The sequence below is a fragment of the Ktedonobacterales bacterium genome, assembly GCA_036557285.1.
In the GTDB taxonomy this organism is placed as follows: Bacteria; Chloroflexota; Ktedonobacteria; order Ktedonobacterales; family DATBGS01; genus DATBHW01.
The window spans coordinates 57,882-70,170 of the sequence record DATBHW010000003.1; the positions used below are offsets into that span (position 1 = coordinate 57,882).

Genomic DNA, 12,289 nt, shown 5'->3' on the forward strand with positions numbered 1-12,289 from the left:
CTATCGTCGTGAAACGCACGCTGCCGCTGGAGCAACCGTTTTTTCTGACAAAGCTCGCCATCCCGCAGACCAGCCCTTCCCTGCTGGTACAGACGGGGGCGCTGGATCGCTTGCGGCAGGCGTCCGGCTATCCGCTGACGCTGCTCAACGCGCCTGCGGGTTCCGGCAAGACGACGCTGCTCGCCATGTGGGCCGCCTGCGCCCGGCTTCCCGTAGCCTGGGTCTCGCTTGATGCAGACGATAACGACCCCGCCAGGTTCTGGACGTATCTGCTCATGGCGATTGAAACGTGCCTTCCTGGGAAGCTCGCCCCCGGATACCCCTGGCTCCAGAAACCCCATCCACACGTCGCCGAACAGGCGTTCACCCTTTGTATCAACGCGCTCAAGGCCACCACCGCGCCCCTCGCTCTGGCGCTGGACGATTACCATCTGCTCGCCAGCGACAACCAGGCCCTTCACGAGATGGTCGGCTTATTGCTTGAGCGTCTGCCCCCACAGGCGCATCTGGTGGTCTCCAGCCGCTCCGAGCCTCCGCTGCCGCTTCCAAGGCTGCGGGCGCGCGGGCTGCTGCTGGAACTGCGCGCCCCCGATCTGCGACTGACACGCTTAGAGGCTGGCGCGTTTCTTCAAGCGCGCCTGGGCCAGCCGCTCCCTGCCGAGAGGATCGAAACCCTCTACGCGCGCACAGAAGGCTGGGCCGCCGGTCTTCAGTTTGCGACGATCTCCATACAGCACCAGGGGGAAGCAGCTGTCGCCAGTTTCAGTGGCCGAGATCGCTATCTGGTGGATTACTTCACCGAGGAGGCGCTCAGGCGTCTTCCCGCTTCTCTGCAACTGTTCCTGCTCCAGACCTCAGTGCTGGAGCGTCTCTGCGCTCAGGCGTGCGATATGGTCTGTGGCATAACGGATAGCCAGGAACAGCTAGAAACGCTGGAACGCCGGAATCTCTTCATCGAGCCGCTCGACCATCAGCGCCAGTGGTATCGCTATCATCCGCTCTTCGCAGAAGTATTGCGGCTGCGTCTGGAACAGGCGCTTCCTGAGCGCATTGCCGAACTCCACGCGCGCGCCAGCCGCTGGTACGAAGCGCAGGGATCGCTCCACGAAGCGATTCGCCACGCCTTCACCGCCAGAGACGTTGAGCGCGCGGCCCGGCTGATCGAGTCTGCCGCCCCCGGCGCGCTGGGCAGCGGAGACTTTGCCCACCTGCGCGAGTGGCTGGGGCGCCTCCCTGATCCGCTGCTGCGAACGCGCCCGGCTTTATCCCTCGTCGCCGCAAGAGTCATGCTTCTCGGCGGCCAGTTGGATGCTTGCGAGCGCGCGCTGCTTCAGGCAGAGGCCGCCAGCCTGCGCAAGCTGCGGCCAGGCCAGACACTGCGCCAGAGGGCGCTGCAAGGGGGGATCGCGGCAGCGCGGGCCTCGCTCATGCTCGCGCGGGGGAATATCGTGGCGTGCATCCATGCCTCCACCCAGGCGCTAGAGACACCCGGGCTTGACGATGTAAACCGCCAGAACGCCCTCCTGGCGTTGGGAACCGCCCACGTTCTGAACGGGGCCATCCTCCCGGCCCGGCAGACGCTTACAGAAGCGATCCATCTTGCTGAGGCGCAGGACGCTTTTTACCTGAAATACGGGGCTATCGCCGCGCTCGCACAGACGGCCTTGCTGCATGGGCGGTTGCAGGAAGCCTTGCAGCTTGCGAGGAAGGCGGCGCGGGACATAGCCGGGCGTGGATTGGCGAGCGAAGGGCTAGAGATCAACATCGTCCTGGGCGCACTGCTCTACGAGACGAACGATCTGGAGGGCGCCATCAGCGCGCTCGAAGCAGGTATCGCCTTCAGCCGTTCGCTGCGCGCGCCGATCCCCTTGCTCATCGGCTCCTGCTGGCTGGCGATGGCGCGTGCCGCCCAGGGAGCGCCGGAGGCCGGGCAAGAACTCCAGGCATGCCTGGAGGCGAACAATCTGGAGGCCGGGGCTTGGGCCACGCGGCTAGTTCGCTCCTATCAAGCGCGGCTGCATGTCCTCCAGGGCAATCTGGAAGCGGCCAGCGCCTGGGCCAGAGAATACGAGCAGATGTCGCTCCCTGAAGGCTATCCGCGCGGCCTGCGGGACTGGGAAAAACTCGTCAGCGCGCGCGTCGCGCTGGCAACGGGAAAAGCGCATCAAGCCCTCGCAGCCCTCACACGCCTCCGGGTTGATGCCGAGGCTGGCGAGCGTATGCGCTATGTTCTGGAAAATCTGGTCCTTCAGGCAGTGGGATATGAAGCCTTCGGCGAGACACACACGGCCCTGACCAAATTGAGGCGCGCGCTGCGCCTGGCAGAACGAGAAGGCTTCGTGCGCACCATCGTAGACGGAGGGACAACGGTGAGACGGCTGCTTGGCCTGCTGCGCAGCGCCCAGGCGCGCAGGCAGCACAGCGCCCCGTCCGAGCAGCAGCGATCTTATTTAGAGCAATTGCTGGCCGCGTGTGACCTCGAAGAACGTGAGGAAAGCCAGGCACAGCCGAAAGCCATCCCCCTGCTGGCTCACAGAATCCAGGTCAACGACGCGGCAGTGACGCCCCAGCTAGAGCCGCTGAGCCAGCGCGAACTGGAGGTGCTGCGTTTGCTGGCGGAAGGGGCCTCCAACCAGGAGATCGCCGAACATCTGGTGATTGCCCTGGGTACGGTGAAGCGCCATATCAACACGATCTTCATGAAACTGGGCGTCCAGAGCCGCACGCAAGCGATTGCCGTCGCCCACAAACGCTATCTGCTCCTGCCAACGCGCATCCAGATGACGCCTGGCTCACCGTTCTCTTCTCCTGCCTGAGAGCGAGATGTGGCATACTTGCAGCGCCACCGTCCCTGGCGGCGCTGCAAGTGGGCGCTCGCTTATGCCATCGGCGTTGGGCCGGGCGCCTGCTCCTGCTGCATCAACGGACCCTTTGGCCCGCCTCCTTGCTCCAGCGCCGCCTGAAGCCGCTCCTCAGCCTCCTTCGGCAGAGAAGTCTGGATGATTGTGCCGCCATACTTACTGACCTCTGGCAGCACCTTATCAGGCGTGGCCTTGCGCACCAGCACGAAAATGGCCGAACTGTTCGGGGGCATGTTCTGGCCGAGCTGTTTCACAAAATTGTCGTCAATGCCATAATCGCTGAACTTGCCAGCGAGCGCGCCCATACCTGCCCCGATGGCTGCCCCCGCGATAGGCATAAAGAAGATCAGGCCGATCAACGCGCCCCACAAAGCGCCTGCGCCTGCGGCTTCTCCGGTCAGGTTCCTGGATTGATACAGCTTGATCTTGCTCTGGGCGTCTTTGGTGACATAGACGGCATCCTCCAGATCGATCAGATACGCGCCGCTCAAGCGCCGCAGCGTTGCCATAACCTCCGCCGCGCGATACTCGTCGGGATACGTGATAGCAATCAAATTGCTCATGCTCACACTCCTTCTTCACTGAGGAACTCTTTAGTTTGGGACGACCCCACCGCCTTCAATCGCGTTTCTCACGCGCTGCTCATCCGCGCGCCGTCGCTCCTGCGCGCTCATCTCCCATGCAGACCCCGCAGGGCGCGCGATCAGATAGGCCAGCGCGCCCAGCAGGGGGAAACAGATCACGGCAAGCGCCCACAGCGCCTTCCTCCAGCCCACCAGATCAGGCCGTTTGACCAGATCAATCATGATCGAGACCCACAGCGCCGTAACCGGAACGACGATGAGAAAGAGCCAGAAGAACAACCAGAACCAGTCCCAAAACCGCATGAGATGCCTCTCTTTTGCGCGCTGCATACAGAGCAAGTGTATCCCGCTCTCCAGGGCAAGGCATGTATCGAAAGATGTATTTTTGCGCTGCTGTCTTGAGCCAGAACACTACATCCTTCGATACATATCCTGGCCGGAGCGCGAAGGCTACACTTCTTCTGCATCAGGGACCGCTTGCTCTGAGAAGCCCACCCCCCGGCGCAGCGCCTCGTCATCCGCAGACACCTTCAGTCTGCCTATCCGCACGCCAGCGACGGACAGGCCAAAGTGACGCTGCACCGATGCCCGAATCTTCTGTTGCAATTCCGCTTTCACGCTGCTCGCATCCGCATCGGATGCCAGAGCAATCCGAGTAGAAACCCGCACCCCTCGCCCTTTGGGGCCATCGCGCACATCCGGGCGAACTTCCATCACCCCAGGAACGGATGACGCCTCGTAGCGCACCAGATCGCGCACGCTCCTGCGCGCCACCGTCACCTGGCCCAACTCATCGTGAAGCAGCACATACGCGCTCGACGCAGCGCCAGTGCTGCGCCAGGGCGGCAGTTCCATCGCCAGGAAGAGCAAACCAGCCCCCATCAGCAGGGCGCAAACGACCACCACGTTGGTGAAATCCTGGCCGCGCAGCCCGGCAAAGAATTGCCACTGGCCGAGCAGCACGCCCCCAGGACTCACGGATTCAGGGCGAATAAGATCGCCCATCAGAAGCAGCGCAACGGCTGCGAAGACCACCACCACCAGGCTCAGCAGCAGCAGAATAAAACGATTGATCGCATTCAACACAGCGCCTTCTTTACAGCCGAGATCCTCAAGCGAGGTCGTCAATAGATACATCAATGCCAGGCGCCGAGAAAAGCCAGTGGCCGGTCCCTGCTTCGTGGATGGCGGCGCGCACCTGCCCGGCCAGAGCAAGCAGGAAGGGCGTCCCTGGCAGGCGCGCGGCGGAACCGCTGGCGTTCCCTGGCAGCGCGGCGCGCAGGAGGGCTTCACTTGCTATCAGATGGATTTCAATGGCAAACTGACCGGACACAGCGCGGCGCACGACCACGCCGGGCGCCCGGCCCCCCGGCCCATGCGTGGCAACGGTTCCAAAACGCCCCGCGCTCATCCCCTGCACACCCGGCACGCAGCGCACCACCTGAGCAATAACGCGCGCCAGCGTCAGATCGTCCGGCGCTGTTTCAGGCGGCCTAATCATCGAGGCAGCGAGCAGATGAGCTACATCCGCCTGATGGGTGGTCATGCCGTTCTCCCCCTCTTCAGGGGGCCACGAGGATGACACGTCTTCCCCTCTTTACTGGACACGCGGCTGGGGCTGTGATTGCTCTGACTCCTGCGGGAAGTACAGATCGCTCACGTCAATGTTGACCTCCTTGACGACCAGGCCGGTCATCGCGGCAATGCGGGCAATCACATTGCGCCGCACCGCGTCGGCCACCTGGGGAATGCTCACCCCGTAGTTGACGATCATGCCCATATCAACGGCGGCCTCGCGTTCGCCCACCAGCACATTCACCTTTTGGCCCCGTTGTTCACCGCTCGTGATCCGCGAGGCCAGTCCTGAAGTCATCCCACCAGGCGCTGCTCGCGCCACGCTGCTGGTGGGCGTCAGGTCATGCACCCCATCAATCTCGCGCGCCGCGATGTCCACAATTTTTGCAACAACAATATCCTCGACGGTTGTTTTGCCTTGAGGCGTGGACGCCTCGATGATCGGTCCCGGCGAACTGCCGGACGCAATGCCAAACGGCGTCACCCGGTCAATGGGCCGGTAATTAGGGGAATTCAAGCGTGTCTCAGACATAGGAACCTCCGTTTAGCGCGTCATCTGCTGCCAGCGCATTGACTCTTCTAGCCCCAATACCAGGAGCCTTCTGCGATTACCAAAAGCCTAGCATGCCATTGCGCAGAAGGCATGTATCAAAAGATGTATTATTGCGGGCTGTAACAGCCATTTCCCTCTCTTGACTCTGGTTTTCAGATACGTTACAATCGTTCTAAAAGTTATGAATGTTCAAGGATAATCTCATGCCTGCCGAGCAAACGGAGGAACGCCGCGACAAGGTGCTGCCGGAAGACCTTTTCATCATCTCGGACCTGGAGACGCTGAAGGTCGTCACGGACCCGCTGCGCCTGAACATTGTGAATCTGCTGCGCGGCGGCCCACGCACCACCAAGGAGCTGGCAAAGGCCCTGCATCTTTCACAGACCAAGCTCTATTACCATATCGGTTTGCTGGAGCAGCATGGGCTGGTGCGCGTCGTGGGGACGCGCCTGGTTTCCGGTATTCTGGAAAAGCAATATCAAGCCACGGCTTATAAGCTCTCGGTTGATCGGCGGCTCTTTTCGCCCGCGCCCACCTCGGCAGGCTACGAAGGATTGGAGGTCTTCCTTTCGGCGGTGCTGGATTACACCCACAGCGACATGATGCGCAGTGTGCGGTCAGGGCTGGCGCATTTCTCGGATGACGCGCCCCCGGAGCGCAAGCTCAACGTGGGGCGGCGCTGGTTCTGGCTGACCGCCGAGGAAGCGCGTGCGTATCTGGAACGCCTGGAGGCATTGGATGACGAGTTTCAGCGTCTGCACGACGATGCGCCCCCCGAAGGCGCGCAGTTGTACGAGTTTCTGATGGGCTTCTATCCTACTCATGAGCGCGCCCCCGATGCGGCGCCACAGCAGATGGGTATTGAGAAGCCAGGCGCCCAAAGACCGTGAGTACGCGCCCCTTTGGGGCGTAGTCTCCTATGGGGTGTTGTCTATCTCAAAAAGGCGTAGTCTCCTGTGGGATGTTGGTATTTTCTATGGTATCCTCTAAAGGAGCCGTTCGTGTTCACCTTCACCAGCGCCCCGGCGCCCGCCCGCAAGTTGGATACCGATTTCTGGAAGCTTCTGACCGGCGAGACGATCTCCAATCTAGGGAGGTCCTTTACCCTCTTCGCGCTGCCGCTGCTAGCCGGACCATTGCGCAAACGCTGGTCTTTTAGTACAGTGGCCCTGGGCGCGCTGATGCTCAGCGGAGGGCTGACGGTGCTGTTCTCGCTGACATCCTGGTATTGGGCCGCCATGCCGCTCTGGGCGCTGATCGCTGGCCTAGGCATTCTCTTTAATATTAACACCGGCAGTCTGCGCCAGGCGATTGTCCCCAACGAGTTACTTGGGCGCGTCATCAGCATTGCAGGGGTGTTGGCCTGGTCAGCCATTCCGATGGGTACGTTCCTGGGCGGGCTGGCAATTGAATGGACCAGAAATGTCGTCCTGGTCTATGGAGTCATTGGCGTTTTGACGATGATCATTCCCATCTGCTTTGCTTTTACCGCGCTGGGCCGCGCCGAGCACTATCTGCCGCGCGACGAGGCGAAAGCAGAACCAGAAGCGCCCATCCTGGTCCTGGAGGGCGAAATTGCCGCCACGTAGACACATCTGTATCGAGGTTCTACCTATCACGAGGAGGCCGCTATCTATGGCTGTGCTTCATTTTCGGCAGGGGCGCCTGTATCGGCATCGCCAGCCCCGGCGGCCCTTCTCCCTGGCGGTGCGCGGCTGCTGGAACCAACCTGATCCTTTCGGCCTGGCAACCGCGATACTGTTGACTGGCATCGGCCTGGCCTTTCTGGCGGGTTTTGTGGGGATGGAGTTTGTACAGGGCGCTCCCGCAGACTTCCCACTCCTATTTTTGGGCTTCCCGTTTCTGGTCTTCGGGGGAATGCTGCTGCTGCTGATCCTGATCGAGTTCATTTACCGCCGACTCAAGCGCATCCAGAGCCACTGCGGGCGCTGTCGGTTCTATCAGGCGTTGGATGCAGGGTACGGGCTGGGTCGCTGTCGCGCAGACCCGCGCGAAGCCGTGGTGCATCGCACGTATGGCTGCTCGTTCTTCGACTATTCGGAGCGAGCAATGGTCCGTGACCGCTTTGCCCAGCAGGCCGAGATCGCCGCGCGCCGTCGTGGGAACGACAGCATCCAATCACCCATATAGACAACCAACGCACCGCCTCTCTAGAGGGGACGAAGCCTGTTCCGCTATCTTGTGGAACAGGCTATAATACACATCCGTATATCTCAATGTGAAAGGGCGCTTTAAGGACATGAGCAGCGTACATGATGGAACCCACAGTGACCACCCTTCTCACGCGGCGGCTGAAGCGGTGATACATCCCGCTTTGCTGCGTTCGTTGGAGTGGCGTCTGGTTGGCCCCTATCGCGGGGGCCGCGTCGTGGCCGTAGCCGGAGACCCCGTTCATTCCCAGGTGTTTTATTTCGGCTCGACGGGAGGCGGCATCTGGAAGACGACTGATGGCGGGCGCTATTGGGAAAACGTCTCCGATGGCTTTTTCAAGCGCGCTTCGGTGGGCGCGCTGGCCGTCGCGGAATCGGACCCCAACGTCCTCTATGTGGGCATGGGCGAGACGACGATTCGCGGCAACGTTTCGCATGGCGATGGCGTCTATAAGTCCACCGATGGCGGCCAGACCTGGGCGCATCTTGGCCTGGCAGACACGCGCAATATCGCCAAAATACGCATCCATCCGCAGAACCCTGATCTGGTCTATGTAGCGGCGCTGGGGCACGCGCATGGCCCCAACGCAGAGCGCGGCGTCTATCGCTCGCGCGACGGGGGCAAGACCTGGGAGCGGATCCTCTTCCGCAGTGAGAACGCTGGCGCGATTGATCTGGCGATGGACCCAAACAACCCGCGTATCCTCTATGCCGCCTTCTGGGAAGCCAGACGCATGCCGCATCAGCTTATCAGCGGCGGCGAGGGCAGCGGCCTTTTTAAATCCACTGATGGGGGCGACACCTGGACCGAGATGAGCCGCAACAAGGGTCTGCCCAAAGGGCAGCTCGGCAAGATTGGCGTGGCCGTTTCGCCCGCCAAAGAGGGGCGGGTCTGGGCGCTGATCGAGGCCGAGGATGGGGCTGTTTTTCGCTCGGATGATGGCGGTCAGACCTGGGAGAAGCTGTCCGAGGAGCGCAACCTGCGCGCCCGCGCCTGGTATTACATGCACATTTACGCTGACCCACAGGACGCCGAAACGCTCTGGGTCTTGAACGTGCGCTGCTGGAAATCTATTGACGGCGGCAAGAACTTCTTCGAGGTGCAGGTTCCACACGGCGACAACCATGACCTCTGGATTGACCCGCGCAACCCGCTGCGCATGATCAACGGCAACGATGGCGGCGCGTGCGTCTCCTTTAACGGTTCTGAGTCCTGGTCTTCGATCTATAACCAGCCAACAGCGGAGTTTTATCACGTTACCACCGATAACCAGACGCCTTATCGCGTGTATGGCGCGCAGCAGGATAACTCAACCTTGAGCGTCCCCAGCCGCTCGTCCTATGGCGCGATCATCGAGGCTGAGTATCTGGAGATTGGCGGCGGTGAAAGCGGGTATATCGCGGTGCGGCCCGATGACCCCAACATCATCTTCGCCGGAAACTATCAAGGCTATCTGACGCGCCATGATCGCCGGACCCACCACGAGCGCAACATCATGGTCTGGCCCCAGGCGGCGAGCGGCCTGGGCGCAAAGGACATGAAGTATCGCTTCCAGTGGACCTATCCCATCCTGCTGTCGCCGCACGACCCCAACGTCCTCTATGTCACCGGCAACCATGTATTCCGCTCGACAGATGAGGGCAGCAGTTGGGAGGTGATCAGCCCGGATTTGACACGCAACGATGTTTCACGGCAGGAAGCCTCTGGCGGCCCGATTACCAAAGACAACACCGGCGCGGAATATTACTGCACGATCTTCGCCTTTGCCGAATCGAAGCTTGAGCGCGGGCTGTTCTGGGCTGGCTCCGATGATGGGCTGGTGCATGTCTCCCGCGACGGCGGCCAGCACTGGGAGAACGTGACGCCAGGCGATTTGCCGGAATGGGCGCTGATCAGCATCATCGAGCCGTCGCCCCACGATCCGGCCACCGCCTATATGGCGGCGACGCGCTACAAGCTGGACGATTTCCAGCCATACCTGTACAAGACCAATGACTACGGCAAGACCTGGACGAAGATCACATCTGGTATTGCCGAAAACGAGTTTACGCGAGCCATCCGCGAAGACCCGCAGCGGCGTGGCCTGCTCTACGCCGGAACCGAAACTGGCATGCGGGTCTCCTTTGATGACGGCGCGCACTGGCAGTCGTTACAGTTGAACCTGCCCACTGTGCCTATTCACGATCTCGTGATTCACGAGGACGATCTGGTGGTAGCGACACATGGGCGCTCCTTCTGGATTCTGGATGATGTGACGCCGCTGCGCCAGGTCGCTGCCAGCATGGCCGACGATACGGCGCATCTCTTCAAGCCGCGCCCGACGCTGCGCTTTTTGCCCAGGCTTGGCTTTGGGTCTGATGCGCCAACCGGCAAAAGCTATCGGTTTGGGGGCGCCTGGATGATCACCACGCGCCAGGTGGAGAAGCCGGGCGGGGCCAAGGTTTCCAAGCCGTTGGACGCCGGGGAGAACCCGCCTACCGGGGTCATCGTGAACTACTATCTCAAGGAGAAGCCAGAAGGGGAGATCAAGCTGACCTTCCTCACCGCCGACGGCCAGGAGATCAGAAGCTTTTCCAGCGAGGAGGCAGAAGAAGGGCCAGCCAATGGCAAGAATGGCGAATACATGGCTGTTGACACGGAGGAAGAGGAGAAGAAGAAAGAGCCGCGCGCGCCCAAGGAAGCCGGAGCCAATCGCTTTGTCTGGAATATGCGCTATCCCGATACCCGCAAGGTGGCGGGGTATGTCGCCTCGGAGGCGGCGCTGGCCGGACCAGTCGTGCCGCCGGGGATGTATGCTGTGCGCCTGACCGTTGGCGATGCCTCCTATACTGAATCGTTTGAGATCGTGCCTGACCCGCGCCTGGCAGCCAGTCAGGAGGACTATCAGGCGCAGTTCGAGCTGCTGCTCCAGATTCAGTCCCGGCTTTCGCAGACCCACGATATGATCCAGACCCTCAGAACGCTGCGGAAGCAGGTCGAAGAGTGGGAGCGTAAGACCAGGGGACAGGAGACAGCCGAAGCGATCAGGGAAGAGGCCCGGCTGCTGAAGGAGAAGCTGACGGCGCTGGAGGAGGAGTTGATCCAGACGAAGGCCAAGACGCGCCAGGACACGCTGAATTACCCGATCAGATTCAACGCGCACCTGGCGTTCCTGGGCATGGCCGTGAGCAGCGCCGAGGCCGCGCCAACCCAATCATCCCGTGAACTGTTTGCGGAGCTTGCGGCGCGCGTCGAAGCCTATCAGCAGCGCCTGCAAGAACTCATTGCTACGGACGTAGCCGCATTCAACGCGCGCGTCCGTGACTTGCAGACACCCGCGCTCGTGCCTCCGCCGAGCCGCGCCTGATGCTTATACCACACCCCCCACCCGCCGCCAGGGACGGCGGCGGTACACGCGACGGCCTTCTGCGTGTACCGCCAGCCTCCGTGCTGGCGCGGGCGGGGTGGGGTGGCGTTGGGCCGATGGTTAGTCGCTCTGAAGAGGCGCCTTTACCTGATCGGAGAAGTGGCAGGCGGCAAAATGACCCGCGCCGGTTTTGTCCTCGAAGGGCGGTTCGACCTCGCGGCAGATCGCCTGCGCCAGCGGGCAGCGCGTGTGGAAGCGGCAGCCCCTGGGGAGATTGACCGGGCTGGGCAGGTCTCCGGCGAGGATCACCCGCTGGCGGTTTTTTTCCACTTTCGGGTCGGGAATGGGGACCGCCGAAAGCAGCGCCTGGGTATAGGGATGTTTGGGCCTCCGATAAATCTCGTCCCGATCCGCCAGCTCCATAATCTTGCCCAGATACATCACAGCAATTTGATCGGCGACATGGCGCACGACACTCAAATCATGTGAGACGAAGAGATAGGTGAGGCCAAGCTGCCGTTGCAGACGCTGCATCAGGTTCAGAATCTGCGCGCGAATCGAGACATCCAGCGCGGAAACCGGCTCGTCCGCGATGAGGAACTCCGGGTTGATGCTAATGGCGCGGGCAATGACGATACGCTGGCGCTGGCCGCCGCTGAACTCGTGGGGATAGCGATCATAAAAGGCCGGATTGAGGCCGACGAGTTCAAGCAGTTCTTCGGTGCGCGCGCGCGCCTGGCGGCTGGTGCCGATACGGTGAATCCGCATTGGCTCGTCAATCAGTGAGCCAATCGAGAAGCGCGGGTTGAGCGAGGCGAAGGGGTCTTGAAAGACCATCTGCACCTTGCGCCGAACCTGACGCAGATCATTGCCAGCGACCTGGCTGAGATCAACGCCATCCATCAGGATAGAGCCACGTGTGGGCTTATAGAGGCGAACAATGCAGCGTCCAATCGTCGTTTTGCCGGAGCCGCTTTCGCCGACCAGGCCCAACGTGCTGCCTCGCCGGATAGAGAAGCTCACCCCATCAATGGCATGGATATAGCCATGCGTGCGCTGGATAATCAGCCCCGATGTCAGGGGGAAGTACATCGCCAGATCATTGACCGTGAGCAGCGTATCGCTGCGCGGTGTGGGTATGCCCTCTGCGACACTGGTCTGCTGTACAGATTCACTCATCGCATCCTCTTCTCCTGGG

At 61.5% G+C, this 12,289-nt stretch carries 11 protein-coding genes; 5 read left to right on the forward strand and 6 right to left on the reverse strand.

All coding sequences use genetic code 11. The features are described from left to right. Positions 1-8: 8 nt before the first annotated feature. Positions 9-2,816 carry a LuxR C-terminal-related transcriptional regulator gene (locus tag VH599_00675; GenBank protein ID HEY7346799.1) on the forward strand — a complete coding sequence of 936 codons (2,808 nt, stop codon included), beginning with the start codon at positions 9-11 and terminating at the stop codon, positions 2,814-2,816. Positions 2,817-2,878: 62 nt separating this feature from the next. Here the strand turns inward: VH599_00675 and VH599_00680 are convergent, their stop codons facing one another. The 5 genes from VH599_00680 to VH599_00700 all read right to left on the reverse strand — a co-directional run bounded on the left by VH599_00680 (position 2,879) and on the right by VH599_00700 (position 5,552). After that, positions 2,879-3,424: a DUF1269 domain-containing protein gene (locus tag VH599_00680; GenBank protein ID HEY7346800.1), complete on the reverse strand. Its 546-nt coding sequence runs from the start codon at positions 3,422-3,424 to the stop codon at positions 2,879-2,881. A 30-nt stretch (positions 3,425-3,454) separates the two neighbouring features. Next, positions 3,455-3,748 carry a PLD nuclease N-terminal domain-containing protein gene (locus VH599_00685; protein HEY7346801.1) on the reverse strand — a complete coding sequence of 98 codons (294 nt, stop codon included), beginning with the start codon at positions 3,746-3,748 and terminating at the stop codon, positions 3,455-3,457. A gap of 147 nt (positions 3,749-3,895) precedes the next feature. Further along, the gene (gene amaP, locus VH599_00690; GenBank protein HEY7346802.1) at positions 3,896-4,531 is read right to left on the reverse strand and encodes an alkaline shock response membrane anchor protein AmaP; all 636 of its coding nucleotides are present in this window, start codon (positions 4,529-4,531) and stop codon (positions 3,896-3,898) included. A 25-nt stretch (positions 4,532-4,556) separates the two neighbouring features. After that, a complete protein-coding gene (locus tag VH599_00695) occupies positions 4,557-5,030 on the reverse strand; it encodes a hypothetical protein (GenBank protein ID HEY7346803.1) in 474 nt (157 codons plus the stop codon). Positions 5,031-5,042: 12 nt separating this feature from the next. After that, the gene (locus VH599_00700) at positions 5,043-5,552 is read right to left on the reverse strand and encodes an Asp23/Gls24 family envelope stress response protein (GenBank protein ID HEY7346804.1); all 510 of its coding nucleotides are present in this window, start codon (positions 5,550-5,552) and stop codon (positions 5,043-5,045) included. A gap of 224 nt (positions 5,553-5,776) precedes the next feature. Between VH599_00700 and VH599_00705 the strand changes: the two genes are divergently transcribed. The 4 genes from VH599_00705 (at position 5,777) to VH599_00720 (ending at position 11,091) form a co-directional block, all read left to right on the forward strand. After that, complete coding sequence (locus tag VH599_00705; GenBank protein ID HEY7346805.1) at positions 5,777-6,463, forward strand: helix-turn-helix domain-containing protein; 687 nt, start codon at positions 5,777-5,779, stop codon at positions 6,461-6,463. Positions 6,464-6,574: 111 nt separating this feature from the next. Next, on the forward strand, positions 6,575-7,162 hold the full coding sequence (locus tag VH599_00710; GenBank protein HEY7346806.1) for a hypothetical protein: 588 nt from the start codon (positions 6,575-6,577) through the stop codon (positions 7,160-7,162). Between the two features lie 46 nt (positions 7,163-7,208). Next, positions 7,209-7,724: a hypothetical protein gene (locus tag VH599_00715; GenBank protein ID HEY7346807.1), complete on the forward strand. Its 516-nt coding sequence runs from the start codon at positions 7,209-7,211 to the stop codon at positions 7,722-7,724. A gap of 109 nt (positions 7,725-7,833) precedes the next feature. After that, the gene (locus VH599_00720) at positions 7,834-11,091 is read left to right on the forward strand and encodes a hypothetical protein (GenBank protein HEY7346808.1); all 3,258 of its coding nucleotides are present in this window, start codon (positions 7,834-7,836) and stop codon (positions 11,089-11,091) included. A 120-nt stretch (positions 11,092-11,211) separates the two neighbouring features. Here VH599_00720 and VH599_00725 read toward each other — a convergent pair whose 3' ends face one another. Further along, complete coding sequence (locus VH599_00725; GenBank protein ID HEY7346809.1) at positions 11,212-12,270, reverse strand: oligopeptide/dipeptide ABC transporter ATP-binding protein; 1,059 nt, start codon at positions 12,268-12,270, stop codon at positions 11,212-11,214. Between the last annotated feature and the right edge of the window lie 19 nt (positions 12,271-12,289).

Coding starts and splice junctions, on each gene's coding strand:
- VH599_00680 (HEY7346800.1), bottom strand. CDS start 3,424: ATGAGCAATTTGATTGCTATCACGTATCCCGACGAGTATCGCGCGGCG.
- VH599_00685 (HEY7346801.1), bottom strand. CDS start 3,748: ATGCGGTTTTGGGACTGGTTCTGGTTGTTCTTCTGGCTCTTTCTCATC.
- VH599_00700 (HEY7346804.1), bottom strand. CDS start 5,552: ATGTCTGAGACACGCTTGAATTCCCCTAATTACCGGCCCATTGACCGG.
- VH599_00705 (HEY7346805.1), top strand. CDS start 5,777: ATGCCTGCCGAGCAAACGGAGGAACGCCGCGACAAGGTGCTGCCGGAA.
- VH599_00715 (HEY7346807.1), top strand. CDS start 7,209: ATGGCTGTGCTTCATTTTCGGCAGGGGCGCCTGTATCGGCATCGCCAG.
- VH599_00720 (HEY7346808.1), top strand. CDS start 7,834: ATGAGCAGCGTACATGATGGAACCCACAGTGACCACCCTTCTCACGCG.
- VH599_00725 (HEY7346809.1), bottom strand. CDS start 12,270: ATGAGTGAATCTGTACAGCAGACCAGTGTCGCAGAGGGCATACCCACA.